The organism is Tamaricihabitans halophyticus, assembly GCF_004340875.1.
GTDB lineage: Bacteria > Actinomycetota > Actinomycetes > Mycobacteriales > Pseudonocardiaceae > Tamaricihabitans > Tamaricihabitans halophyticus.
Map to the genome: position 1 here is coordinate 104,698 of NZ_SLXQ01000014.1, position 24,182 is coordinate 128,879.

Consider the following 24,182-nt stretch of genomic DNA (forward strand, 5'->3'; position numbering starts at 1 on the left):
CGAGAGTGTCCCGGTCAAGAGTCTCGACACCAGATTCTCGACGGCACATTTTCGCGATGCTCGACCTGCACTGGGACTACCGGCACGACATCGAATACCGCAGGGAACTCGCGAAGGGGCACCGCGTACACACCTACACCGAACGCGCCGAGGACATGGGGTTCTGCTTCAGCCAACCGCCCGGACGCGAACAGCAGTGGCTCGTGCACTACACCCGAGCCTGCGCGGAGGACTTTCTCTACCGGGTCGAGGCACCGTCCGGGGACTGGATCGTCAGCGTCTATCGCCGGCCACCGGACCGCTCACGCCAGCACATCGTCACCATCCGGATGCGCTGGCAAGCACCCGATCAGGATGCCGATGTCACGCGATAAACGTCGTACACGCCTTCCACCCCGCGCACCGCCTTGAGGACATGTCCCAGATGCTTGGGATCGCCCATTTCAAAGGAGAACCTGCTCACCGCCACCCGATCCCGGGAGGTGGTGACCGACGCCGACAGGATGTTGACCTTCTCATCGGCCAGCACCTTCGTCACATCGGAGAGCAGCCGGTGCCGATCAAGCGCCTCCACCTGGATGGCCACCAGGAACACCGAGGACACCGAGGGCGCCCATTCCACCTCGACCAGCCGCTCGGGCTGACCACGCAGCTCCGCCGCGTTCGTGCAGTCCGTCCGGTGCACGCTGACCCCGCCACCCCTGGTCACGAAGCCAAGTATCTCGTCACCGGGCACCGGCGTACAGCAGCGGGCGAGCTTGGTCCACACATCGGTGACGTCCTTGACGATCACTCCGACATCGCCGGTCGCCCGCCGCCTGGTCACCGTGGACGGAGTGGCCCGCTCGGCAAGCTCGTCCTCGGCGTGTTCCACCCCGCCAAGCTGCGCCATCAACCGCTGGACCACGTGCCTCGCCGAGGCGTGCCCTTCGCCGATCGCCGCGTACAGCGCAGCCACGTCGGCGTAGCGCAGCTCCCTGGCCAGCGCGCCCATCGAGTCGGCGGAAACCAGCCGCTGCATCGGCAAGCCGACCCGGCGCACCTCCTTGGTGATCGCTTTCTTTCCCGACTCGATCGCCTCTTCGCGACGCTCCTTCGCGAACCACTGGCGGATCTTCGTGCGCGCCCTCGGCGAGCCGGCGAAACTCAACCAGTCCCGACTCGGGCCCGCCGATTCGGCCTTCGAGGTGAAGATCTCGACGACCTCACCGTTCTCCAGCTTGCGCTCCAGCGCGACCAGCCGGCCGTTCACCCGCGCGCCGATACAGCGATGCCCAACCTCGGTATGCACCGCGTAGGCGAAGTCCACCGGGGTTGACCCAGCCGGCAGCGTGATCACATCACCCTTCGGCGTGAACACGAAGATTTCCCTGGCCGCGAGGTCATAGCGCAGCGAATCAAGGAACTCACCCGGATCGGCGGCCTCCCGCTGCCAGTCGAGCAGTTGCCGCATCCAGGCCATCTCGTCGACCTCGACCGAACCACCGCCGTGACTGCCCTTGGTCTCCTTGTACCGCCAGTGCGAGGCGATCCCGTATTCCGCGGTGCGATGCATCTCGTAGGTGCGGATCTGTACCTCGAGCGGCTTGCCGTCCGGACCGATCACCGTGGTGTGCAGCGACTGGTACACGCCGAACCGGGGCTGGGCGATGTAGTCCTTGAACCTGCCCGGCATCGGCTGCCACAGCGCGTGCACCACGCCCATAACGGCGTAGCAGTCCCGCACGTCCTCCACCAGGATGCGCACGCCGACCAGGTCGTGAATATCGTCGAAGTCCCTGCCCCGCACGATCATCTTCTGCTGGATCGAGTAGTAGTGCTTGGGGCGCCCCTCCACCTCGGCGGTCAGCCGGGATGCGGTGAGGTGCTGGGACAGCTCGTTGATCACCTTGCGCAGGTAGGTGTCCCTGGACGGCGCGCGATTGGCCACCAGCCGGACGATCTCGTCGTACTTCTTGGGCTGGAGAATGGCGAACGCCAGGTCCTCCAGCTCCCACTTCACCGTGGCCATGCCGAGCCGGTGCGCGAGCGGGGCCAACACTTCGAGCGTTTCGCGTGCTTTGCGAACCTGCTTTTCCGGCGGCAGGAACCGCATCGTGCGCATATTGTGCAGCCGGTCAGCCAGTTTGATCACCAGCACGCGCGGGTCGCGGGCCATCGCGATGACCATCTTGCGGATGGTTTCGGCCTCGGCGGCGTTCCCCAGTTTGACCTTGTCCAGTTTGGTCACGCCGTCGACGAGGTGTGCGACCTCCTCGCCGAAGTCGCCGCGCAGCTTGTCCAGCGAGTACGCGGTGTCCTCGACGGTGTCGTGTAGCAGCGCGGCCACCAACGTCGTGGTGTCCATGCCCAACTCGCCGAGGATGGTGGCGACCGCGAGCGGGTGGGTGATGTACGGGTCGCCCGATTTACGCCGCTGGTCACGGTGCATTTCCTCGGCGACGTCGTAGGCCCGCTGCAGCAGCGCCAGATCAGCTTTCGGGTGCAGCTCGCGGTGCACCGCGGCGAGCGGTTCGAGTACCTGCTTGACCGCGGCGGGCCGCTGCGCGGTGATCCGGCGGGCAAGCCGGGCCCGCACCCGTCGAGTGGCCGACGGCGCCTGCCGGTCCGGCTTTCCAGTCGAGTTCGCCGCGGCACCCGACTTCTGCTGGCCAGGTGCCGCCTTGCGCTGGTCAGGCCCTGTCTCCTGGACTGCCTGGGCCTCCGGAACCGCCGAGGAGTCCGGAGCCGCATCGGTCTTCGGAACCCCAGTTTTCGCGGAGACCGCCGCGCCGATCTCTTGGGTCACCCACGCTCCCGCCTGTCGCGATGCTCGTTCTATCGAGAATAACTCGCAGGCAGGCGGGCAGCGTCCTCGGTGGGCTCAGCGGCGCTTTTTCCCAGTTGGCCGGGAGGCCTTCCCGGTCGGCCGTCCGCTGGCTGACGGTTTCGTCGCTTTCTGGCCGCCGCTCGTCGATCGACTTGACCTGCTGGACTGTGCACGCGTGGGCACGCTGGCCGCCGCCGCGGCCGCCTTTTCCTTGCGCAGCTCCTTGTCGTGCGACTCCTCGTCGCTCCAGTCCATGTCCTCGGCGGTGGCCGCGGGCTCACCGGAGGCCTTACGCGCCACCCGGTCCCGGCGTTCCTGGACTTTCCGGGCCTGGTCCTTGTAGTCCTGCCCGCGCATCTTGAAGTCCACCAGCAGTGGTGTGGCAAGCAGCACGGAGGACACGGTGCCGGCGAACACACCGACCGCCTGCACGACGGCCAGATCCTGCAGGGTGCCGACGCCAAGCAGGCCCACGCCGATGGCGAGCAGGGCGACCACCGGAAGCAGGGCGATCACCGTCGTGTTGATCGATCGCGCCAGTGTCTGGTTCACCGCGAGGTTCGCCGCTTCGGCGTAGGTGCGTCTGGTGAGCCCGAGGATGCCTCGGGTGTTTTCCTTCACCTTGTCGAAGACGACCACCGTGTCATACAGCGAATAGCCGAGGATCGTGAGCAGACCGATCACCGAAGCCGGCGTGACCTCCAGACCGACGATCGCGTACACGCCCGCGGTGAGCACCACGTCGTGCACGACGGTGATCATCGCGGCGACGGCCATCCACTTCTCGAAGTAGAGCGCGAGGAACACGCTCACCAAGACGAAGAATACGGCCAGCGCGATCAGCGCCTGGCGGGAAATCTCGCCGCCCCAGGTGCCGCTCACCGCGGAATCGCTGATCGCCTGCTGGCTCGGCTGGCCGTTGTTGCCAAGCGGTTGCAACTCCTGGAACAGCGTGGCCTGAACCTGGTTCGTCTGCTCCGGAGTCAGATGGTCCGACCTGATCTGTACCGAGGCGGAGCCACCGGTACCGACCGTCTGCACCTGTGCGGCGTCGACCGGGCTGGCCTCGTTGAACACCTCCCGCACGCGCTCCTCGGAGAGCTCACCCTGCGCGCTCTGGGTGGGCATGGAGATCTGCGTACCGCCGGTGAACTCCAAGCCGAAGTTGAAGCCCTTGAAGAGCGCGGTGCCGATGCAAACCAGCATCAGCACGCTGAAGAAGACATACCACCGCTTGCGTTTGCCGACGATGTCGAACGCGCCGGTGCCCACGTAGAGCCGGTGGAACAGGCTGTCCTTCTTGGTCGGTGTCAAGGTCTCCTGCGCGTCCGCGCCGCTGCCCTTCGCGCTCTTGCCCTCGGCCGACTTGGCCGTGTCCTCGGCGTCCTCGATGTTCTCGTCGTCCGTGACCGGCTTGCCGTTGGGCGTGGAGCCGTCCTGATCAGACACGTCATGCCTCCTTCACGGCGCTGCCGGACGATGCTTGTTTCGCCGCGATCTTGGCCGCGGCGACCCGTTGCACCCCGCCGAGGCCGGAGTACCTCGGCCCGGACAGCTTCTTCGATCGCGCCGTGAGCGATACCAGTGGATGGGTGACCAGGAACGTGACGATCAGGTCAAGCACGGTGGACAGGCCAAGCGTGAAGGCGAACCCGCGGACCTCGCCGACGGCGAGGATGTACAGCACCGCGGCACCAATGAACAACACCACGTCGGAGGCGAGAATCGTCCGTCTGGCGCGCAGCCAGCCGCGCGGCACCGCCGAGCGGAATGTTCGACCCTCGCGTACTTCGTCCTTGAGTCGTTCGAAGAACACCACGAAGGAGTCCGCGGTGACACCGATGGCGATGATCAGACCCGCGACCCCGGCAAGGTCGAGCGAGTACCCGATCCATCTGCCAAGCAACACCAGCACGCCGTAGACCAGGCTGAACGACAGCACCAGGGACAGGATCGTCAGGAAGCCGAGTATCCGGTAGTAGAACAAGCAGTAGAAGCACACCAGCGCCAGACCGATCGCGCCGGCGATCAGCCCCGCCTGCAGCGAGGACAAGCCCAGCGTCGCGGAGACCGTGGCGACATCGGAGGAATCAAAGGCGAGTGGTAGCGATCCGTACTTCAGTACATCCGCCAGATCCTGCGCTTCCTGCTGGGTGAAGTCGCCTTCGATCTGCGTGGTGCCACCGGGGATCGCCTGGTTGATCTGCGGTGCCGACACGACCTGGGTGTCCAGCACGAAGGCGGCCTGCTTGCCGACGTTCTGCGCGGTGAACTGCGCCCAGGTATCCGCACCAGCCGACTTGAAGCCGAGCGTGACGATGAATCCTGGCGTCCCGTCGCCAGGGGTGCCCGCGTTCGCGTCGTCGATTTCCTGGCCGTCGAGGAAAACCGGGCCGAGTACGTATTTCGTCTGGCCGTCCTGGGAACAGGCGACCAGCGGCTTCTCCGGGTCGTCGTTGCCCATCAGCGGATCATTGGCGCGCTGCGAGCAGTCGAGTTGAGCCAGTGCCTGGGCCTGGACCTGCGGATTCTCGCTTTGCCTCAGCTCACGTTCCTGGCGAATCTGTTCCGCCTGACGCTCGCTGGCATTGGTTCCCTCGGCCTCGTCACCGCCCTGGCCGTTCTGGTCGCCGCCGTTCTGGTCGTCCTGGCCCTGGTCCCCTGGAGAATCGTCGGGACCGTCCTGTTGCTGACCGTACGGCGCGGCCTGGGGGGTGGTGCCGCCCGGCGCCGGTGCGCCCTGCGGCGTACCTTCCTCGCCGGGCTGCTCATCGCCGCCTTGCTCACCCTGCTCGCCCTGGTCTCCTGGCGATGGTTGACCTTCCTGACCTTCCTGGCCGGTCTGCGGCGGCTGGCCAGGCAAGCCTTGCCCGTTGACCGGCTGCGCGGTCACCACCGAGCGCAGCCCGAGCTTCGCGGTCTGCCCGAGCAGCTTCGCCTGATCGCCTTCCTCGCCGGGCACGGTGATCCGGATGTTGCTGCCGTCCAGCACCACTTCGGCACCGGACACGCCAAGGCCGTTGACTCGCGTCTCGATGATCTCGCGCGCCTGGTCCAGCGATTCCCTGGATGGATCGCCGCCGTCCAGCGTCTTCGCGGTGAGCGTGACCCGGGTGCCGCCCTGCAGGTCGATACCGAGTTTGGGCACCGGCTTGCCGTCGCCGGTGAAAAACACCAGCGCGTACAGCACAACCATGATCAACGCGAAGAAGCCGAGATACCGTGCAGGACGGATATGCCCGGCAGCAGGTGGTGCCACCTTGTCCTCGTTCTCCTCGGGAATCTGTCACTGACGCTTGCCGGTACTGGCTGACCATCAGCCGAATCCGGCCTGATCCGACCCATCCGGACCGGTCCGGTCAGCCAATGTGCCAGACAACACAACGCCCGCGCCCCCGGGGTCCAGGGGCGCGGGCGCAGCGTACCTCGCGCGACGTGAGCGGAGCGTTACCGCCCCGACTTAGCAACGAATCGTCGGCTGAGCTCAGTTCTTGGTCTTGCCGTGCTCGAGCGGGGGCGCGACCTGAGCCTCGGTGGGCTTGTCGTCGGCCGAGGCGTCCACCTCGAGGCTGCTCGCGTCGGACTCGACGAGCTCGTCGTCGCTGTCGGTCTCGTCCGTGTCGACGACGGGGTTAACCTTCTCCCGCACGGCTTGCCGCAGCCAGGTCGTCTGCACACCGTCAGCGATCTCGAGTTCGATCGTGACGTCGTCGGAGACGTCGGCCACGGTGGCGTACAGGCCGGACGTGGTCATCACCCGGTCACCGACACTCAACGAGGTCTGCAGCTCCTGCTGCTGCTGCACCGCCCTCTTCTGCTTACGGGCGCCGAGGAACAGCGGAATTGCCAGCACCAGTAGCAAGAGGGGCAGGAAGAACGATTCCATGATTCTCCTCAGGCGGTCCGCCTTCCCACCTACCCGACGGTGGGGACGGAAACGTCCGGTTGTTCGTGAATATGCTCGACCGAGTGTGCCAGGTGGGTCACGGCTGGTCTCGGCCGGTATACCCGCCACCGAGTCATTCCACTCATGTCCCGGTATCGCGCAGGCCAGCTACACCATATGCCTTGAAGTGCCTAATCGTCGAACAGCGTAGGTGCCGCCGCGCCGGGCGCCCCCGAGGGAGGTGCCAACCCGAGGTGTGCCCATGCCGCCGCGGTAGCCACCCGGCCACGTGGCGTACGAGCCAACATCCCCGCTCGCACCAGGTACGGCTCGCACACCTCCTCGACGGTGGTGGGCTCCTCACCGACCGCCACGGCGAGCGTGGAGACACCGACCGGGCCACCACCGAAGGAGCGCACCAGCGCGCCGAGCACCGCGCGGTCCAGCCGATCCAACCCCAGCTCATCCACGTCGTACACCTGTAGCGCGGCGCGCGCGGTCGCCAGCGTCACCGCACCGTTCGCGCGGACCTGGGCATAGTCCCGGACCCGGCGCAGCAGCCGGTTCGCGATCCGCGGGGTGCCCCTGGACCGCCACGCGATCTCCGCTGCGCCATCTGGATGCAGTTCGATGCCCAGGATGGTGGCCGAGCGGCGCAGTACATGCTCCAGCTCCTCGGGCACGTAGAACTCCATATGACCGGTGAAGCCGAACCGGTCCCGCAGCGGCCCGGTGAGCGCGCCCGATCTGGTCGTCGCGCCCACCAGCGTGAACGGGGCGATGTCGAGCGGGATGCTGGTCGCGCCCGGCCCCTTGCCGACCACCACGTCGACCCGGAAGTCCTCCATCGCGAGGTACAGCATCTCTTCCGCCGGTCGGGCGATCCGGTGGATCTCGTCGATGAACAGCACATCGCCTTCGACAAGGTTGGACAACATCGCGGCGAGATCGCCGGCGCGTTCCAGCGCGGGACCGGAGGTGATCCGGATGGCGCTGTCCAGTTCGGCGGCAATGATCATCGCGAGGCTGGTCTTGCCGAGCCCCGGTGGGCCGGAGAGCAGGACGTGATCCGGTGGCGTGCCGCGCAGTCGCGCGCTTTCCAACACCAGCTCCAGCTGTTCGCGAACCCGAGGCTGCCCGACGAACTCGGCGAGTTTGCTCGGCCGCAGGGTCGATTCGACTTCCCGGTCCGCGGGCTCGACCTCGGCCGACAGCGTCGTTTCCAGCCCGTCCGCCGCGCCGAAGGATTGCTCGTTCAGCGGGTAATCGCCCTCGTCGTGCACGTGTTCTTCCCTCTATCGCTTACGTCCGAGGGTAGCCAGCGCGGCGCGTAGCACGGTCGAGGTGTCCTGTTCGGTGTGCTCGGCTTCGGTGACCTTGTCCACAGCCTGTTCCGCCTGCTTGGCGGCAAAACCCAGCCCGATCAGCGCCTCGGTGACCTCTGTGCGCAGCCGGTCCGCCGGGGGCGCGGGAGCGGCGGCCGCGGTCGAACCGGCGGGTGTCGCGTCCACCTTGTCACGTAGTTCGAGTACCAGGCGTTCGGCGCCCTTGCGTCCGATCCCCGGCACTTGGGTGAGCGCGGTGATGTTCTCGTCGGCGAGCGCGCGGCGCAGGCTGTCCGGTTCGAGCACCGCGAGCATGGCCAGGGCGATCCGGGGGCCGATCCCGGAGACCGTTTGCACCAACCCGAACAGCTCCTTGGCCGCCAGATCGGGAAACCCGTACAACGTGAAGTTGTCGTCCCGAACCACCAGCGCGGTGTGCAGTTGTGCCTGCTCGCCGCGGCGCAGGGTGGCCAGCGTGCCGGGGGTCGCCAGTACGGCGATGCCCAGCCCGCCGACCTCGATCACCGCGTGGTCGAGCGCGATGTCCAGGACCGTGCCGCGCACCGTGGAGATCATCCGCGTTTCCCTTTCGGATTCGTCGCTGCCGTGACGCCCGGCCGGCCGCCGTTGCCGGCCGGGTTCGCCGCCTGCCGTGCCTTCGTCGCGGCGGCCAGGCGCGCCTTGTGCGCGCGAGCGAGCTCCTTGGCCCGCGCTTCGGCTTCGGCCAGCCGTGCCCGCATGGGTTCCCGCCACAGGTGGCAGATGGCCAGCGCCAGCGCGTCGGCGGCGTCGGCGGGGCTGGGCATCGCCTCCAGGTCGAGCAGCCTGGTGACCATGGTGCCGACCTGTTTCTTGTCCGCGCGGCCGGAACCGGTTACCGCGGCCTTGACCTCACTCGGCGTGTGAAAGGCCACCGGGAGTCCGCGGCGGGCCGCGACGAGCGCCACCACGCCACCCGCCTGCGCGGTGCCCATCACGGTGCGCACGTTGTGCTGGCTGAACACCCGCTCGACGGCGACGGCCTGCGGCTTGTGCCGGTCCAGCCACTTCTCCACCGCGTTGGACAGTTCGAGCAGCCGTTCGGCGACCGTGACGTCCACCGGGGTGCGCACCACGTCGACGTCAACACAGCGCACCGTGCGACCGCTGCCGCCGTCGACTACCCCGAGACCACACCGAGTCAACCCGGGGTCGACACCGAGCACGCGCACACCTATCACTCCTCACGAACACCCGTTCGAAACCCTACGCGGCCGCGCGAACGCCGCCGAAGGCGACACGCCACGATAGGGAGGTGACTCCCGAGGACATCATTCGCACGCTGGATCTCGCCGAACTGCCCATCGAGGGCGGGTTGTACACCCAGAGTTGGCGCGACGATCAGGTTTCGGCGATCTACTATCTGCTCGTCGCGCCGGATTTCTCCGCGCTGCATCGGTTGGACCGGATCGAGATCTTCACCTATCACGCGGGTTCTCCCGCGCGGATGCTGCTGCTTCACCCGGATGGCAGCGTGCAACGGCCGGTCCTCGGCCCGGATGTCGCCGCCGGCCAGCGGCCGCAGGTCGTGGTACCGGCCGGGGTCTGGCAGACCGCGATCACCACCGGCGAGTGGAGCTTCCTCGGCACCGTGGTGGTTCCGCCGTACTACGACGAGTGCGTCGAGTTCGGTGACGCGGACGAGCTTGCCGCGAGCTATCCGAGCCATGCCGCCGAGATCCGCCCGTTGTGCCGTCACGCTGACTGACGACGGCACCCGGCTTGCTGGTCGTCGCGCCGGTTATGGGCCGTTCACGCCAGGCTGCCAGCCTTCCGGCCGGCCGCTTTCGGTGAGCACCGGCTGCCATTGGGCGAATCCCTCGGGGGCGTCCGGTTGCCATGGCCACGCGCCTTCCGGTGTCGGCGTGATCAGCTGGATGGCGGGGAAATCCCCGGTTCGGTACAGCAAGAAGGCGCTACCAAGGAACTGCGGATAATGGCCTTTGGCCACTCGCTCCACGGTCACCGACACGCCGTCGAAAAAGTCGTCGTACAGCCGACCCGGCCGGAATCGCTCACCCGCGGAGGCCCGCGCGACGTAGGCGTTGATCAACACCGGGCCCATGCCCTCGGGCAACCCGACCACGACGGCTTCCGGTACACCGAATCGACGCCAGGCGCCGACCGAGAAGCAGTACCCCGCGCCGTGCTCGTCCTGGGGGACTTGCACCACCGCGTTCCCGCGTTCCTCGGCTTCGTTCAGTAGCCATTCCCTCAGCCGGGCGTCTTCATCAGAGAGCTGCTCGAGTGACACCTGGCCATTTTCCATGGCGCACCGTCGCCTGCCCAGAGGCAGTCGGCCTAACCCGCAAAACCCCCGCGTATCGCGGAACTGAGCGCCGCGCGCAGTTTGCCGATGCCGTACAGCAGATACCCCAAGGCGATCACCGCGAGCACGAACAGCAGTACGGTAGTCGCGAATCCGCTGTCGCTCGGATCCAGGAAGGAGCCGTACAGGTCCACCTCGGCGAGCACGAAGTAACCGAGGTACAGCGCGGGAAACACGACCCAGGTCAGCGGGTGCCACCAGCGGGTTTTCGCCTGGTTGCGGCCAACGAACAGCCAGTCGAGCAACACCACGAGCGGCGTGAGCAGGTGCTCGAACAGCGAATCCACCGTATCCAGCCGCCCGGAGAGCATGGTCATGAAGGTGACGCAGACCAGCACCAGCACCACCAGGGTGGCGCCGCGCCACCACGGGGTCACCGGCTCATGCCGCCGCCCCACGGTGAACAGCGGGTAGCACATGAGTCCAAAGTAGACTAGTGCGGTGAACAGGCTGGCCTGCTGGCTCAATCCTGGCATCGCGCCGTCGAAACCGAACTTGTTGACCGCGGTGCCGAAACCGATCAGCGCGAACACGACGATCAGCAGCCGCCAGGCGCTGACCCCGAGCAACACCGGAACGGAGACCGTCGGCGGCGCGGTGGGCGCCATCGGCGGACTCATCACCTGACCCTGCTGACCGGGATAGCCCGGATAGCCAGTACCCACCAGCTACTCCCCCAACGTTTTGGCCAAGGTCAGACCTCGGCCAGCACCTCATCACTGACGTCGAAGTTCGCCCATACGTTCTGCACATCGTCGCAGTCCTCGAGCGCGTCGATGAGCTTGAACAGCTTACGCGCGTCCTCGGCTTCCAGCGATACGTTTACCGAAGCAACGAAGTTCACGTCGGCGGACTCGTAGTCGTGACCAGCTTCCTGCAGCGCCTTGCGGACGTTCACCAGGTCCGCCGGCTCGGAGACGATCTCGTAGTTCTCGCCAAGGTCGTTGACCTCCTCGGCCCCGGCGTCGAGAACCAGCATCAGCACGTCGTCCTCGGACAGCTCCCCCTTGGGCAGGATCAACACGCCCTTGCGGTTGAACAGGTACGCGACCGAGCCGGCGTCGGCCATCGTGCCGCCGTTGCGGGTCATCGCGGTACGCACCTCGGAAGCCGCACGGTTGCGGTTGTCGGTGAGGCATTCGACGAAGACCGCCACGCCGTTGGGGCCGTAGCCCTCGTAGTTGATGTTCTGCCAGTCGGCGCCGCCGGCTTCCTCACCGGCACCCCGCTTGCGCGCGCGTTCGATGTTGTCCAGCGGCACCGAGTTCTTCCTGGCCTTCTGGACCGCGTCGTAGAGAGTTGGATTCGCGTCGGCGTCACCCCCGCCCGTGCGCGCGGCTACCTCAATGTTCTTGATCAGCTTCGCGAACAGCTTGCCACGCTTGGCGTCGAGGGCGGCCTTCTTGTGCTTGGTCGTAGCCCACTTGGAGTGGCCGCTCATCTCTATCCTCCGTCTACATCTCGTGCGCTTGCACCGGCATCCCCGCGCCGCTCGCCGCGCCCGCGATCACCCCGCCCGCGACCATCTCGCAGAACAGTCGGTGTACTCGCGCATCGCCGGTGAGCTCCGGGTGGAACGCGGTAGCCAGCACCGCGCCCTGCCGAACGGCGACGATCCTACCGGCAGCGGGCCCGGCGGCCGGGACGTCGGGCACCCTGGCGAGCACCTCGACCCCAGCTCCGGTCGATTCGACCCATGGCGCCCTGATGAAGACCGCGTGCAGTGGCGCCCCGGGGACACCCGCCATCGCGAGCTCGCCTTCGAAGGAGTCAACCTGCCTGCCGAACGCGTTGCGCCGCACGACCACGTCCAGTCCACCCAGCTGGTGCTGGTCCGCGCGGCCGTCCAGCACCTGGTCAGCGAGCAGGATCAGGCCAGCGCAGGACCCGTAGGTGGGCATCCCGGCCCGAATCCGTGCGCGTAGCGGGTCGAGCAGCCCGAAGCTGTCCAGTAGGCGGCTGATCGTGGTGGACTCCCCGCCGGGCAGCACCATCCCGTGCACCTCGGCGAGTTCGGCCGGCCGGCGTACCGCGACAGCTCGCACGCCACAGCTGCGCAGCGCGGTGAGGTGTTCCCGAACATCGCCTTGTAGCGCGAGTACGCCGACGGTGGTTTCCACTTCTCGCCCCTTCGCGGACCTGGTAGTACGTTCCAGCCTAGTTGGCTCTGGTCAGGGCACGCCCAGTAGCCGGAGACCGGCCGCCGTCGCGGCGGCGGCAACCACGACGACCACGAACGGCGCTTTGCGCCAGGCGAGTACCCCGCCGACCGCCACCCCGGCAGGACGCGCCCACCCCGCGAACTCGCCTGCTTCGAGGAAGGTGGCCGTGACCACCAGCGCGAAAACCAGCGTGGTCGCGGCCACGGTCATGTATCGCTTGGCCGTATCGGACAGCGTGAGGCGATCCCGCAGCAGCGGCCCGGCAACGCGGAAGCCATATGTACCCGCGGCGAGCACCAGTACGGCGACGATCATCCCGAACGGACTCAGCCCGGCGATCACGTTCGTACCTCGGATTCACCGGTGCGCAGTTTGCCGACGACGAGTAGCCCGACGAGCGCCAGCAACACCGGCACGCCCTCCGGTAGCAACGGCGCGGTCGCCAGCGCCACGGCGCCGCCGAGCAGCGCGGCCCGTAGCGGCCCTGCTTCCCGCAGCGAAGGGAGCACCAGTGCGAGCAAGACCGCCGGGAAGGCGGCGTCCAGCCCGAAAGCGTCGGTATCCGGCACGATATTGGCAGCAAGCGCACCGATGAGGGTGCCGATGTTCCAGCAGATGATCAGTGCCACCCCGCATGCCCAGTACGCGGCGCGGGCACGGCGCGGATCGGATTGGGCCAGGGCGAACGCCACCACCTCGTCGATCATCAGATGGCTGCCCACCAGGCGCTGCCACCGGCGCGGGCCGAGCAGCCCGCCGACCGCGAACCCGAAAGGCAGGTGCCGAGCTCCGACCACCAGACCGGCAAGCACGCCAGCTACCGGGCCGCCGCCCGCGGCGAGCACGCCGACCAGGGTGAATTGCGCGGCGCCCGACAAGATCACCAGGGACATCAGCATGGGCACCCAGAGCGGGAACCCGCTCGAAGTCGCGATCGCGCCGAAGGACAGCCCGACCACACCGATGGCGAGGTTCACCAGCGCGATGTCCCGCAGCAGTGCCCGGTCGAGTGTTTTCCATAACGAACGCATCGACTCATATACTGAACACACTGGTAGTGTTCGTCAAGTCGAACATAGCGACCAATGGAGCGAACGGTATGCGCGAGCAGTCAAGCTCAGCCCCGCTGGAGATCATCGCGGCGGCACTGCACCGCGAACGCGGCCGCGCGGGCCTGTCCCTCAGCGAGCTGGCGAAACGCGCCGGGGTCGCGAAATCCACGCTCTCCCAACTGGAGTCCGGGCAGGGCAATCCCAGCGTGGAGACCCTGTGGGGCCTCAGCGCGGCACTCGGTATCCCACTCAGCCGGCTGGTGGAGCTGCCAACCCCGCAGGTACAGATCATTCGCGCGGGCGAAGGCCCAGTACTGCCGGCCGAACACGCGCAGTTCACCGGAACGCTGCTGTCCGCGGGGCAGCCGAACACCCGCCGGGATCTCTACCTGGCCACCATCGAACCCGGCGAGCCGCGGCTGGCGGAACCCCATGTCGCCGGCTCGATCGAGCACGTCGTGCTCAGTAGCGGCCGGGTGCGCACCGGACCGAGTTCGGCGCCGATCGAGCTGAACCCCGGCGACTACCTGAACTTTCCCGGCGACGAACCGCATATCTACCAGGCGCTCGAGCCGAACACGGTCGCCGTGGTGATGATGGAACACCGCTGAGCACGGCCAGCGGGTCCGTTAGCCCGTCGGGATCAACACCTCGGCGGAACCACCGCCCCTGCGTTCCGGCTCGGCGACCGCCCGCACCTTGCCGTGTCCCAACATCTCCAGCGCGGCGACCGCGCCAAGTTCCGGGTTGGGACTGAAGTCCGCGGGTGCCGGTTCGAACCGATGGCCCAGTTCCTCGAGCCGCTGGCGCTCCGGCGAATCCAGGATGCCTTGTTCGGCGTAGGTCACCTCGTCGTTTCGCTGCGACATCCGCGGCGCCGCGACCGCATCGGGCAGGTTCATCCCGAGGTCGAAACGATTGAGCAAAGTCTGCAGCACGGTCGTGATGATCGTCGCCCCGCCGGGGGAACCGAGCGCGAGCTTCGGCCGCCCGTTCTCCAGCACGATCGTGGGCGACATGCTGCTTCGCGGCCGCTTACCCGGTTCGGGCAGGTTCGGCCCGCCTTCGGCTGGATCAATGGTGAAGTCGGTGAGCTCGTTGTTCAGCAGGAATCCACGGTCGGGCACGACGATCCCGCTGCCGCCGGTCTGCTCGATGGTCAGCGTGTACGAGACCACGTTCCCCCAGGCGTCCGCGGTCACCAGGTGGGTGGTGCTGGTGCCTTCATACGGCTGCGGCGCACCGGCACCGGACGATGTGCAGTCACCGCCGTCCAGCTGGCCCGGCTCGACGGGCGCCGGCGCCGCGACGTTCGGGTCGATCAGGCAGGCGCGCGATGCGGCGAACTCCTTGGACAGCAAGGTATCCGTGGGCACGTCCACGAACTCCGGGTCCGCGACGTAGGCATTGCGGTCGGCGTAGGCGAGCTTGCTCGCCTCGAGGTAATGGTGCCACTGCGCGGTGCGATCCATTGTCGACAGATCGAACCCGTCGAGAATGTTCAGCGCCTCGCCGACCGCGATCCCGCCCGAGGAGGTGGGTGGCATGCTGTACACGTCGACGCCGCCATACCGCACGCCGGTGGGTTCCCGGTCCGGCGCGGTGTAGGCGGCGAGATCCGCTGGCTCCATCAAACCGGGCCGGACGATCAGATCGGTGTCGGCCGCGACCGGTGGCTGCTGCACGGTACGCGCCACGTCCGCGCCGAGATCGCCATCGTAGAGCGCCGATGTGCCCTGCTCGCCGAGCAACCGGTAGGTCTCCGCGAGATCCGGGTTCCGCAGCGTGCTGCCGACCGCTGGCGGCTGACCGTCGGGCAGGAACAGCTCCGCGGTGGAATCGAAGGCGGCGAAGCGCTCGTGGTTCGCCGCGGTCTGGCCGTGAAACTCCTCGTCCACGACAAACCCCTGCTCGGCAAGTTTCGTTGCTGGCGCCAGGTTCTTGCGCAGGTCGAGCCGGCCCCAGTTGGCCAACGCCCGCTCCCAGGTCAGCGGGGTACCTGGCACGCCGACCGAAAGCCCCGAGGTCACTGCCTCATCGAAGGAAATAACCTCGCCGGTTTCCGGGTCCACAAAGGAGTCCTCGGTCATCGCGGCCGGGGCGGTCTCCCTCCCATCGATGGCCTGCACCGAGCGACTCGCCGCGTCGTAGTACACGAAGTACCCACCGCCGCCGATACCCGCTGAATACGGCTCGGTGACGCCAAGCGCGGCGGCGGTGGCGACCGCCGCGTCCACGGCGTTGCCGCCGCGCTTGAGCACCGCAAGCCCCGCCTTCGTGGCGTCCTCGTCCACGCTGGATACCGCGCCACCAAAGCCTTCGGCGACCGGACGCTTGGCCCGGTCCGGCAGCCCGTTCGAGTCAGCCTGTGCCGCCGCCGGCGCCAGACCGGCCGCGAGCCCGATCGTGAGCACCGCCGCGGCGAGCGTTCGCGCTGCCATGCACCCTCCAGATTCGCGCTGCTGAGAACTGATGAGATCGGCAGCTATCTTTGCGCGCCGCCGCGTCCGGGACAAGCCCAGGGCACTGCTAAGCTCGCGGCCATGTCAGCATCGTGCGCGGCCGCTTGCGCGGCAGTGACCAGGACGTCCCGCTAGCGGCGGGGCGTTCGACGCACACACTCCTGGGACGTCCAGCCGCTTCGTGACCAGTCCGAAGCGGCGTTTCGTGCCGCTCCGGAAACGTTTCTGAGCGACGGAGCACCTCGATGCTTTCAGGCATTTCTTCTTCACGCGGGCAGAGCCCGTCTCCGCTGCGGGCGTGGCTCGTGCTGGGCACGATGTCCTTGCTGCAGTTCTTTATCGCGATCGATGTGACGGTGGTCAATATCGCGCTGCCCTCGATCGGCACCGACCTTGGCGTCGCGGGCAACTCGCTGACCTGGGTGGTGATCGGTTACACCATCACCGGCGGCGGGCTGCTGATGCTCGGTGGGCGACTCGGCGATCTGCTCGGCCGCCGCCGAACGCTGCTGGCCGGCACCACGCTGTTCGGCGTGGCGTCGCTGCTGGCGGGTGTGGCACCGTCGTTCGGGGTACTGGTGATCGCGCGCCTCGCGCAGGGAGCCGGCGAAGCCATTGCGCTGCCGGCCGCGATGGCCACCATCGTGCTGATGTTTCCCGAGGGGCCGCGCCGGTCGCGAGCCCTGAGCGTGTGGGCGGCGGTCGCCAGCTGCGGGCTGGTGCTTGGCTTCGCTCTGTCCGGAATCATCACCGCACACCTTGGCTGGCGCTGGATCTTCCTGATCTCGGTGCCATTCATTCTGACCGTGATCGTGGCCGCGCTCCTACTCGTCGAGGCCGACCGCCCCAGCGCCGGTGGACGGTTCACAGTGGACCTGCCCGGTGCTCTCCTGCTGACCGCGTGCCCGCTGCTGTTCACCTACGCCGTGGTCGAGGCCGGTGAGCCCGGTACGAGCTGGTGGGTGAGCCTGGCGGCGCTGGCCGGCGCGGTGGTGGCCGCCGTGGGGTTTGTACGGGTCGAAGCGCGGTCGCCGAACCCATTGGTGCCGCTGGTCTTTTTCGCCAACCGCGCCAGGGTGCGAGCGAACCTCACCACGATGTTGCTCAGTGGAGCGCTGTCGACATCGTTCCTGCTGTTCACCTTCTACTTGCAGAACCGGCTCGGGTTCGCCCCGCTGGAAACCGGGCTCACCATGCTGCCGTTGGCCGTCGCGTTGATCGTGGCCTCCGTACTGGTGCCCCGGCTGCTGGGTAAGTGGGGTGCCCGGGGTTGCGTGCTGACTGGCCTTGGCGCTACCACGGGCGCGATGGCGGTGATCGCTATCGTGACGGCGCTCGATGCCGGGGCGGGTTGGCTGCTCCTCGCGATGGTGCTGATCGCCGCCGGGATGGGCTGTGGTCTGGTGGGGCTGCAGTACATCGCGGTGAGTGGCGCGACCGAGGAGGACGCCGGGATGGCCTCCGGTGTGCAGCGAGCGGCCGATCAACTCGGTGGGGCGAGCGGCGTAGCCGTGTACGTGGGGATCGGGTTCGCGCCCGCCGTGCACACCGTGGACCCGTTCCTGGTCGCCGCGGTGCTCGCCAGTGCCGGGCTGGTCGTCGGCGCGCTGGTCATGAGCCGCACCTCCGGCAAACCGGAATCGCAGCCGATGGCCGACTGAACGCCCGCGTGGTTGCCCACCGCATTCTCAACGGATATTGCGGCTAAGGACGCGCGTTCGACGCCGCATCGATGGACACGATCGTCCACTCGAACCATGCGGTCGCCGGGGCTCGTTGAACTGCAATGTTTAGGGATCTTGCGGTCACTGAGTGTGGTCACGGCACGCTCGGCCCAGTTTTCCAGGAGCACGCCGGCCGGCGACGGCCCCACAAGGGTCGAGCGGCGACTTCACTACCGCGACGCGGCCTCGTCTGCCAACCGCGGTCAACCATCGGCTTATCCAGCGTGCCGCTGCGGGGTGGCCACGCGGCGGCACGCTGACTAACGCCAGCAGGGCAGCTTCAGGAGGTTGGTGGTGTCCAATGGCGGGAGTCCATCGTCGAGCTCCCGTAGTTGTCCATATCGCTTTCGCATGGTGGCCTTGTCGGGCAGGTATTCGCCGCCTGCCGCCCTTTCCAGCACGGTGACGGTGTGGATGAGGCCAATGCTGCCGACAGCCTTTCCGGCCTTTTCAAGACGTCGCAATCGTTGGGCTTCCGTCGTGGCGATACGACATCCCGCACCGTCGTCGATCAGGACCTTCACATGTTCCCCGGCCTCGGCCGCCACCACCGCGTGGGCAATCACCATCGTCTCGCCGAGGTCCTTTCCGGTGCGGATGCGCTGGTCGAACGGGACTCCGGTGATGCGCTGAACCGCTTGGGAAAGCTCATCAGTCTCATCGTCCGAAAGCACTTCCATCAGGCGCGCTGATAGCTTCCGCCAGACGGCTTCCGCTTTCGCAAATCGCTGGTCCTGACGCGCTTTACGAAGGATCTCTGTTTTCACGACTTCCGGGACACTCATGGGTCCCAGCGTGCCGAACAGCAGGCGCTCCATATCGGCCGAGAGAAAGTTGATGCCAGGCCCAGCATCCATGATGGGGCGCTGACTCATTCGGCGGAGCCCTCGGGCGTCTCGTCATCCTGCAGATCGCTGAGGTCCACGGAGACTGAGGGCAGGTTCGCTGCCGTCAGCCACGGCGGCTGGTGTTCCTTCGGAGTGATTCCGGCTTCGGCGAGTTCCTCGACTACCGCTCCGGCACTGACACCCCGGAGAGTAGCGATGGTCTGCGCGGTCACAACACCTTCGCCATAGCCGGAGATAGCACGGGCCAGTAGGCGTTGTGGAGGGCGGGCGCGGTCGGCATCGTTCTGCAGGGACTGGTATTGATCGATCCAACCGAAGCGAGTCGCGAGTTGGAGCGTGGAGAGCGTTTTCCACTCCTGTTTGGTCGCAGTGTCGATATACCTGCAGTCGCAAAGGGCGATCGCCGCGATGGCAGGCGAAACCAGGAACCACTGCACGACAGCGGAGAGGTCGGCCTCGGTCAAGCCTTTGCGGTGCCCAAGGAACGCTTCGAGGCCATCACCTGGCACAAGCAAGTGTCGGGCGAACGCATCAGCTCTGGTTTCCTCGGGGGAACGAGCACCGAGATCCTTGTCGCCGTTCCAGTCGCCGAAAAGTACGTGGGCGAGTTCGTGGGCCAGCGTGCTGCGCTGCCTCATGGGATTACGGGTGCGCGCGACGCCGATAAAAGCAACATCACGTGTGGGGTCACGCATCGTCAGACCATGCTCGTCTGGGCTCGCGTCAAGAACAGCAACGTCGAGGCCAGTGGTCTGCTCGATGAGCGCAACGAGATCACCCAGGGGTTGCGCCCCCAGGTGATGCTCGCCGCGAAATGCCGCTGCCTTCTCTTTGCCCTGCCGTTCCGATGTCATGGTTGGCCCGCCCGTCACAGGGGCGCAGGGATCGCCTGGTCGTCCAGATAGGCATCCAGCTCGATGAAGTGCAGCAGTCGTTGGCGCATCTTGTCCATGTCCGAGCCGTTCGTCGCTCGTGCGGCACACTGCACGCGGTCGGCTACAGCAGTTCCAGTCAGCTGTGCCACGGTGCAGCCAGTGGCGTCGGCAATCTGGATGATCTCTGTCATCTTCGCTGGTCGCTTGCCGGAGAGGATGCGACTGAGCGTGGATTGCGAAATGCCCGTGCGATCTTCAAGGGCTCGCTGGGACAGCTGAGCCGCCTCGCGGGCGCTTTCGATGGCCGTGCCCATTCGTGTCGTCATCCAGATCACCTCCTGAATCAAGTTTCGCGATGTGATTCAGTCTAGCGCAAAGTTATTGGGTCGGCGACACCCGGTGACGATTCCCCAAGATCACGTCGGCCCGGCAGTCCCCGCGTCGACCAAGCGAGCGTTCGCGGTACGGCGGAGCTCGGCCGTCTCCTCGCCTGGCCGCGAAGCAGCATCGGCCACGTCTTCGCTCTGCGCGGTCAGGTCAGCCCGGCCAGCTCATCTGCGTAATGCTCGGCAGCACGCGGTAGAACTCCGACCGTGTCATCCTGTACTTCTGCGCGATGTGGTCGAAGCGCTCCGCGGCCTGGTCCGGAAGGGCACGTCGTTCGCCGACATTGCCTCGTCTACCAGCCGCGCTCGGCGAGGCGGTGCGGCTCCGGTACGTCGTCGACGTTGATACCCACCATCGCCTCGCCCAACCCGCGCGAAACTTTCGCCAGCATGTCCGGGTCGTCATGGAAGGTGGTCGCCTTGACGATCGCCTCGGCGCGCCGTGCCGGCTCCCCCGATTTGAAGATGCCCGAACCAACGAACACACCCTCGGCGCCCAGCTGCATCATCATCGCCGCGTCCGCCGGAGTCGCGATCCCACCCGCGGTGAACAGCACGACCGGCAGTTTGCCGAGTTCCGCGACCTCACGAACGAGCTCGTAGGGAGCCTGCAACTCCTTGGCCGCCACATAGAGCTCATCGGCGGGCAGCGCGGTGAGCCGGCTGATCTCCGCGCGGATCTGCCGCATATGCATCGTCGCGTTGGACACGTCACCAGTGCCCGCCTCACCCTTGGACCGGATCATCGCCGCGCCCTCGGTGATCCTGCGCAGCGCCTCACCAAGGTTGGTCGCACCGCAGACGAACGGCACCGTGAACGCCCATTTGTCGATGTGGTTGGCGTAGTCGGCGGGGGTCAACACCTCGGATTCGTCGACATAGTCGACGCCCAGCGTCTGCAGTAGCTGAGCCTCGACGAAATGGCCGATCCGCGCCTTCGCCATGACCGGAATGGACACTGCCCGCACGATGCCGTCAATGAGGTCGGGATCGCTCATCCGGGCAACCCCGCCCTGCGCGCGGATATCCGCCGGAACGCGCTCCAGTGCCATCACCGCAACCGCGCCGGCATCCTCCGCGATCTTCGCCTGCTCCGGGGTGACCACGTCCATGATCACGCCACCCTTGAGCATTTCCGCCATACCCCGTTTGACACGTCCCGTCCCCGTCTGTGACACGGCGGCGTCGGGGGCGGTGGACTGGTTTTGCGCAGCGGAACTCACGGCGAACCTTTCGACTTGGCGATGGGTGCGGAATTCGGCGGTTGCGCCGAATGAGCCCATCCTACGGCGAATTGGCCTTCCCGAATGTGCCAGTAGTAGCCAATTTCATCAGACCACTTATGCGCCGCGGGCCGGCCACTCACACGGTTGCGATCTACGGGACTTGCCGAGAGTGCACCACGGGTGTGAGATCAGGCACAGTGATAGAGAGCTAGGTCAAGTACCGACGACTACCGACAGTGCGGTCGGGTTGTCCGCTGTCGGCCACGCGGGAGGTGGGTCCCGATGGGGACGAAGAATGCCGAAAACGGCCACGCGGCGGGTGCGGTCACGGTGGATCGGCCCGAGGAGGTACGCAACATCGTCCTTGTCGGGCCTTCGAATTCGGGGAAGACCACACTCGTCGAGGCGCTACTGGCGGCAACCGGCACGGTGAACAGGGCTGGCTCGGTACCGGAGGGCACCACGATCTGCGACCACGATCCTGCCGCGGTACGGCAGCAGCGTTCGGTCGGCCTATCGGTCGCGCCACTGGAACACCGAGACGTGAAGATCAATCTGATCGACACTCCCGGCTACGCCGATTTCGTCGGCGAACTCCGCGCCGGCCTGCGTGCCGCCGACGCCGCACTGTTCGTGGTGTGCGCGGCCGAAGGCGTGGATCCGGGCACCGTCGCACTCTGGCAGGAGTGCGACGCGGTCGGGATGCCGCGAGCAGTCGTCATCGCCAGGACGGACCACCATCGCGCGGACGTCGAGGCCGAGATCACCGCCTGCCGGGACGCCTTCGGCGAAGGCGTGCTGCCGCTCTACCTGCCCGCGCGGGAGCGGCCGGACGCGCTCGTTGGCCTGATCACCCGGCGCGTCTTTGACTACGGCGCGGGGTACCCGCCTGCGGTCAACGATCCGGACCCCGCTGATATCGCGCGCATCGATCAGGCGCGCAACGAGTTGATCGAGGGGATCATCGCGGAGAGCGAGGACGAGTCCTTAATGGACCACTACCTCGCCGGCGAGGAGATCGGGGTCGACACGTTGATCTCGGATCTGGAAACCGCGGTCGCCCGCGGCACCTTCCACCCGGTGATTCCGGTCTGCGCCACCACCAGTGTCGGTCTTTCCGAACTACTCGAAGTGCTCACCAGGGGCTTTCCCTCACCCCTCGAACATCCGTTGCCGGAAGTCACCGACCCGGTCGGTAAGGCACACGCACCCATCACCGCAGACCCGGACGGACCACTGGTCGCCGAGGTTGTCCGCACCGCCGTGGACTCCTACGTCGGTAGGGTCTCACTGGTCCGGGTGTTCTCCGGCACGCTGCGGCCCGAGCGATCGGTGCACATCTCCGGACACGGGCTGGCCGAGCGCGGCCACGAGGACCACGACGTGGACGAGCGCGTCGCGCATATCTACTCCCCGCTTGGCTCCACACTGCGGGAAGTGCCGTACTGCGTGGCCGGCGATCTGTGCGCGCTCACCAAGCTTGGTTCGGCCGAAACTGGCGATACCGTCTCCGATCCTGGCGACCCGGTACTGATGACGTCCTGGACGATGCCGGAGCCACTGTTACCGATGGCTGTGGTGGCCAAGACGCGGTCCGATGAGGACACCCTGGCACGCAACCTTTCTCGGTTGGTGGCAAGCGATCCGACGTTGCGGCTGGAACGAAACGCCGAGACCCATCAGCTGGTCGTCTGGTGTATGGGCGAGGCACATGCCGATGTGGTGCTCTCCCGGTTGCAGGCTGGCGGCGCCGAGGTGACGACCGAACCCGTACAGGTCGCGCTACGCGAGACCTTCGCCGGCAAGGCGACCGGGCATGGCCGGCATGTCAAGCAGTCTGGTGGACACGGCCAGTACGCGGTCTGCGATATCGAGGTCGAACCGCTGCCGCGCGGTACCGGATTCGAGTTCCAGGAAAAGGTCGTCGGCGGGGCGGTCCCGCATCAGTTCATACCCAGTGTCGAGAAGGGAATCCGGGCGCAGCTGGAAAAGGGCATCGCGGATGGCTTCCCGATCGTCGATCTCCGGGTGACGCTGGTCGACGGTAAGGCGCACAGCGTGGACTCCTCGGACGCGGCGTTCCAAACGGCCGGCGCACTCGCGCTGAAAGAAGCGGCGAGCAGCGTGGGAATGACGGTCCTCGAGCCGCTGGACTCAGTGCGAATCCGGATACCGGACGAACATCTCGGCGCCGTGCTCGGCGACCTGTCCAGCAGGCGCGGCAGGGTGCTTGGCACCGAAGCCGATGAACCGGGGATCACTGTGGTCAACGCGGAAGTCCCGGCCACGGAACTACACCGCTACGCCATCGATCTACGCTCGCTGACCTCGGGGACGGCCGCCTTCACTCGCCAGTTCGCCCGCTACGACCCGCAGCCCGAGCGGGTCAGCAGCCGCTAGAACTCGAACCCACCAAGCCGGCCGTTGCGATCGGCGAGCAAGCCAGCAAGGGTGGCGACGGCGATCTCCGGTGGGGTGCGCGAACCGATGTTCAGCCCCACCGGTCGATGTACCCGAGCGATCTCCTCGGGTGGCACGCCAAGTTCACCGAGCGCGCGGACATGCGGACCCTCGTGCCGAGGATTGCCAAGCACCCCGATCCAGCGCGCCGGATGACGCAACGCGTCCCGCAACAACACGCCCAGCTCCGCACGATGATGGTCAGTGACGACCAGATCGACGGTGGCATCCAGTGTGGGGATCGCGGGCAGCGCGCCGTCCGGCGCGCGCGCCGCGTCCGGTTCGACGAGTACCGCGTGATAGCCGAGATCCCCGCCGTAGCGCAGCAGGTAGTCGGCCACTGGCGAGGCGAACACCGCGACCAGGGTGCGCTCGACTCCGGCTGGCGCGGCGGCACCGTGCGCCACCGCGCACGCCGCGTCGGCTGCCACCGCGTCCGCTTCTTCGGCGTGATTGGCCATACCGCCAAGTCTGCCACCTGGCGGAAGAAAAGTGAGCGCGCAGCCCCCGTTACCTTGTTCGTGGCTCTTGGTCCAGGAGCTGCGGTCGCCGGGCTTGGCATGACTGAGTCCCCCAGTCGAATCCATGATCCGGGGGGT

At 66.9% G+C, this 24,182-nt stretch carries 24 protein-coding genes; 5 read left to right on the plus strand and 19 right to left on the minus strand.

Annotated features, from left to right (window positions below; genetic code table 11):
• Positions 1-56 precede the first annotated feature (56 nt).
• A complete protein-coding gene (locus EV191_RS24385) occupies positions 57-374 on the plus strand; it encodes a hypothetical protein (protein ID WP_132879747.1) in 318 nt (105 codons plus the stop codon).
• Here EV191_RS24385 and EV191_RS24390 read toward each other — a convergent pair.
• The 7 genes from EV191_RS24390 to ruvC all read right to left on the minus strand — a co-directional run bounded on the left by EV191_RS24390 (position 350) and on the right by ruvC (position 9,231).
• Positions 350-2,776, minus strand: coding sequence for a RelA/SpoT family protein (locus EV191_RS24390; RefSeq protein ID WP_424565501.1), 2,427 nt, complete (start codon positions 2,774-2,776; stop codon positions 350-352). The two genes, EV191_RS24385 and EV191_RS24390, sit on opposite strands and share 25 nt — an antisense overlap.
• An 87-nt stretch (positions 2,777-2,863) precedes the next feature.
• Complete coding sequence (secF, locus tag EV191_RS24395) at positions 2,864-4,123, minus strand: protein translocase subunit SecF (RefSeq protein ID WP_243659201.1); 1,260 nt, start codon at positions 4,121-4,123, stop codon at positions 2,864-2,866.
• A 136-nt stretch (positions 4,124-4,259) separates the two neighbouring features.
• Positions 4,260-6,068: a protein translocase subunit SecD gene (gene secD, locus EV191_RS24400; RefSeq protein ID WP_132879750.1), complete on the minus strand. Its 1,809-nt coding sequence runs from the start codon at positions 6,066-6,068 to the stop codon at positions 4,260-4,262.
• Between the two features lie 225 nt (positions 6,069-6,293).
• Positions 6,294-6,695, minus strand: coding sequence for a preprotein translocase subunit YajC (yajC, locus tag EV191_RS24405; protein ID WP_132879751.1), 402 nt, complete (start codon positions 6,693-6,695; stop codon positions 6,294-6,296).
• Positions 6,696-6,886: 191 nt separating this feature from the next.
• Positions 6,887-7,978 carry a Holliday junction branch migration DNA helicase RuvB gene (gene ruvB / locus EV191_RS24410; RefSeq protein WP_424565499.1) on the minus strand — a complete coding sequence of 364 codons (1,092 nt, stop codon included), beginning with the start codon at positions 7,976-7,978 and terminating at the stop codon, positions 6,887-6,889.
• A gap of 12 nt (positions 7,979-7,990) precedes the next feature.
• On the minus strand, positions 7,991-8,596 hold the full coding sequence (ruvA, locus tag EV191_RS24415; protein WP_132879753.1) for a Holliday junction branch migration protein RuvA: 606 nt from the start codon (positions 8,594-8,596) through the stop codon (positions 7,991-7,993).
• On the minus strand, positions 8,593-9,231 hold the full coding sequence (gene ruvC, locus EV191_RS24420) for a crossover junction endodeoxyribonuclease RuvC (protein WP_165913079.1): 639 nt from the start codon (positions 9,229-9,231) through the stop codon (positions 8,593-8,595). Before ruvC ends, ruvA begins: the two co-directional genes overlap by 4 nt.
• An 83-nt stretch (positions 9,232-9,314) precedes the next feature.
• Between ruvC and EV191_RS24425 the strand changes: the two genes are divergently transcribed.
• Positions 9,315-9,767, plus strand: a complete 453-nt coding sequence (locus EV191_RS24425) for a cupin domain-containing protein (protein ID WP_132879754.1) — start codon at positions 9,315-9,317, stop codon at positions 9,765-9,767.
• A gap of 33 nt (positions 9,768-9,800) precedes the next feature.
• Here EV191_RS24425 and EV191_RS24430 read toward each other — a convergent pair whose 3' ends face one another.
• Genes EV191_RS24430 through EV191_RS24455 form a run of 6 tightly spaced genes read right to left on the minus strand, consistent with a single transcriptional unit; the run spans position 9,801 to position 13,581 of the window.
• Positions 9,801-10,313: a DUF4262 domain-containing protein gene (locus EV191_RS24430; RefSeq protein WP_243659197.1), complete on the minus strand. Its 513-nt coding sequence runs from the start codon at positions 10,311-10,313 to the stop codon at positions 9,801-9,803.
• A gap of 47 nt (positions 10,314-10,360) precedes the next feature.
• Positions 10,361-11,053 (minus strand): hypothetical protein, encoded by a 693-nt coding sequence (locus EV191_RS24435; RefSeq protein WP_243659198.1) that lies wholly within the window; start codon positions 11,051-11,053, stop codon positions 10,361-10,363.
• 29 nt (positions 11,054-11,082) lie between these two features.
• Positions 11,083-11,829, minus strand: coding sequence for a YebC/PmpR family DNA-binding transcriptional regulator (locus EV191_RS24440; protein WP_132879757.1), 747 nt, complete (start codon positions 11,827-11,829; stop codon positions 11,083-11,085).
• 13 nt (positions 11,830-11,842) lie between these two features.
• On the minus strand, positions 11,843-12,508 hold the full coding sequence (pdxT, locus tag EV191_RS24445) for a pyridoxal 5'-phosphate synthase glutaminase subunit PdxT (protein ID WP_132879759.1): 666 nt from the start codon (positions 12,506-12,508) through the stop codon (positions 11,843-11,845).
• Positions 12,509-12,559: 51 nt separating this feature from the next.
• The gene (locus EV191_RS24450; RefSeq protein WP_132879804.1) at positions 12,560-12,865 is read right to left on the minus strand and encodes an AzlD domain-containing protein; all 306 of its coding nucleotides are present in this window, start codon (positions 12,863-12,865) and stop codon (positions 12,560-12,562) included.
• 23 nt (positions 12,866-12,888) lie between these two features.
• Positions 12,889-13,581 (minus strand): AzlC family ABC transporter permease, encoded by a 693-nt coding sequence (locus EV191_RS24455; RefSeq protein WP_132879760.1) that lies wholly within the window; start codon positions 13,579-13,581, stop codon positions 12,889-12,891.
• A 68-nt stretch (positions 13,582-13,649) separates the two neighbouring features.
• Between EV191_RS24455 and EV191_RS24460 the strand changes: the two genes are divergently transcribed.
• On the plus strand, positions 13,650-14,213 hold the full coding sequence (locus EV191_RS24460; RefSeq protein ID WP_132879763.1) for a helix-turn-helix domain-containing protein: 564 nt from the start codon (positions 13,650-13,652) through the stop codon (positions 14,211-14,213).
• 18 nt (positions 14,214-14,231) lie between these two features.
• Here EV191_RS24460 and ggt read toward each other — a convergent pair whose 3' ends face one another.
• Complete coding sequence (gene ggt, locus EV191_RS24465) at positions 14,232-16,043, minus strand: gamma-glutamyltransferase (RefSeq protein WP_132879765.1); 1,812 nt, start codon at positions 16,041-16,043, stop codon at positions 14,232-14,234.
• 266 nt (positions 16,044-16,309) lie between these two features.
• On the opposite strand from ggt, the gene EV191_RS24470 reads away from it, so the two are divergent.
• Positions 16,310-17,725 (plus strand): MFS transporter, encoded by a 1,416-nt coding sequence (locus tag EV191_RS24470; RefSeq protein WP_243659199.1) that lies wholly within the window; start codon positions 16,310-16,312, stop codon positions 17,723-17,725.
• A 323-nt stretch (positions 17,726-18,048) separates the two neighbouring features.
• Here the strand turns inward: EV191_RS24470 and EV191_RS24475 are convergent, their stop codons facing one another.
• The 4 genes from EV191_RS24475 to pdxS form a co-directional block, all read right to left on the minus strand.
• Positions 18,049-18,663, minus strand: coding sequence for a PIN domain-containing protein (locus tag EV191_RS24475; protein WP_132879767.1), 615 nt, complete (start codon positions 18,661-18,663; stop codon positions 18,049-18,051).
• On the minus strand, positions 18,660-19,490 hold the full coding sequence (locus tag EV191_RS24480; protein ID WP_132879770.1) for an ImmA/IrrE family metallo-endopeptidase: 831 nt from the start codon (positions 19,488-19,490) through the stop codon (positions 18,660-18,662). The genes EV191_RS24475 and EV191_RS24480 overlap by 4 nt, the downstream gene beginning before the upstream one ends.
• Before the next feature lie 14 nt (positions 19,491-19,504).
• A complete protein-coding gene (locus EV191_RS24485) occupies positions 19,505-19,837 on the minus strand; it encodes a helix-turn-helix domain-containing protein (protein ID WP_132879772.1) in 333 nt (110 codons plus the stop codon).
• Positions 19,838-20,190: 353 nt separating this feature from the next.
• Complete coding sequence (gene pdxS / locus EV191_RS24495) at positions 20,191-21,120, minus strand: pyridoxal 5'-phosphate synthase lyase subunit PdxS (protein WP_424565500.1); 930 nt, start codon at positions 21,118-21,120, stop codon at positions 20,191-20,193.
• A 285-nt stretch (positions 21,121-21,405) separates the two neighbouring features.
• Between pdxS and EV191_RS24500 the strand changes: the two genes are divergently transcribed.
• Positions 21,406-23,523, plus strand: coding sequence for an elongation factor G-like protein EF-G2 (locus EV191_RS24500; protein ID WP_132879774.1), 2,118 nt, complete (start codon positions 21,406-21,408; stop codon positions 23,521-23,523).
• Here EV191_RS24500 and EV191_RS24505 read toward each other — a convergent pair.
• Positions 23,520-24,044 carry an XdhC family protein gene (locus EV191_RS24505; protein WP_132879777.1) on the minus strand — a complete coding sequence of 175 codons (525 nt, stop codon included), beginning with the start codon at positions 24,042-24,044 and terminating at the stop codon, positions 23,520-23,522. The genes EV191_RS24500 and EV191_RS24505 overlap by 4 nt on opposite strands.
• Positions 24,045-24,182: the final 138 nt, after the last annotated feature.

What these genes read in the sequence shown, in the direction of transcription:
- ruvA (WP_132879753.1), bottom strand. Translation starts at nt 8,596, where the DNA reads ATGATCTCCACGGTGCGCGGCACGGTCCTGGACATCGCGCTCGACCAC.
- EV191_RS24475 (WP_132879767.1), bottom strand. Translation starts at nt 18,663, where the DNA reads ATGAGTCAGCGCCCCATCATGGATGCTGGGCCTGGCATCAACTTTCTC.
- EV191_RS24470 (WP_243659199.1), top strand. Translation starts at nt 16,310, where the DNA reads ATGCTTTCAGGCATTTCTTCTTCACGCGGGCAGAGCCCGTCTCCGCTG.
- yajC (WP_132879751.1), bottom strand. Translation starts at nt 6,695, where the DNA reads ATGGAATCGTTCTTCCTGCCCCTCTTGCTACTGGTGCTGGCAATTCCG.
- EV191_RS24500 (WP_132879774.1), top strand. Translation starts at nt 21,406, where the DNA reads ATGGGGACGAAGAATGCCGAAAACGGCCACGCGGCGGGTGCGGTCACG.
- EV191_RS24440 (WP_132879757.1), bottom strand. Translation starts at nt 11,829, where the DNA reads ATGAGCGGCCACTCCAAGTGGGCTACGACCAAGCACAAGAAGGCCGCC.
- EV191_RS24450 (WP_132879804.1), bottom strand. Translation starts at nt 12,865, where the DNA reads ATGATCGTCGCCGTACTGGTGCTCGCCGCGGGTACATATGGCTTCCGC.
- EV191_RS24460 (WP_132879763.1), top strand. Translation starts at nt 13,650, where the DNA reads ATGCGCGAGCAGTCAAGCTCAGCCCCGCTGGAGATCATCGCGGCGGCA.
- EV191_RS24485 (WP_132879772.1), bottom strand. Translation starts at nt 19,837, where the DNA reads ATGACGACACGAATGGGCACGGCCATCGAAAGCGCCCGCGAGGCGGCT.
- EV191_RS24505 (WP_132879777.1), bottom strand. Translation starts at nt 24,044, where the DNA reads ATGGCCAATCACGCCGAAGAAGCGGACGCGGTGGCAGCCGACGCGGCG.
- EV191_RS24480 (WP_132879770.1), bottom strand. Translation starts at nt 19,490, where the DNA reads ATGACATCGGAACGGCAGGGCAAAGAGAAGGCAGCGGCATTTCGCGGC.
- EV191_RS24385 (WP_132879747.1), top strand. Translation starts at nt 57, where the DNA reads ATGCTCGACCTGCACTGGGACTACCGGCACGACATCGAATACCGCAGG.
- ggt (WP_132879765.1), bottom strand. Translation starts at nt 16,043, where the DNA reads ATGGCAGCGCGAACGCTCGCCGCGGCGGTGCTCACGATCGGGCTCGCG.
- EV191_RS24455 (WP_132879760.1), bottom strand. Translation starts at nt 13,581, where the DNA reads ATGCGTTCGTTATGGAAAACACTCGACCGGGCACTGCTGCGGGACATC.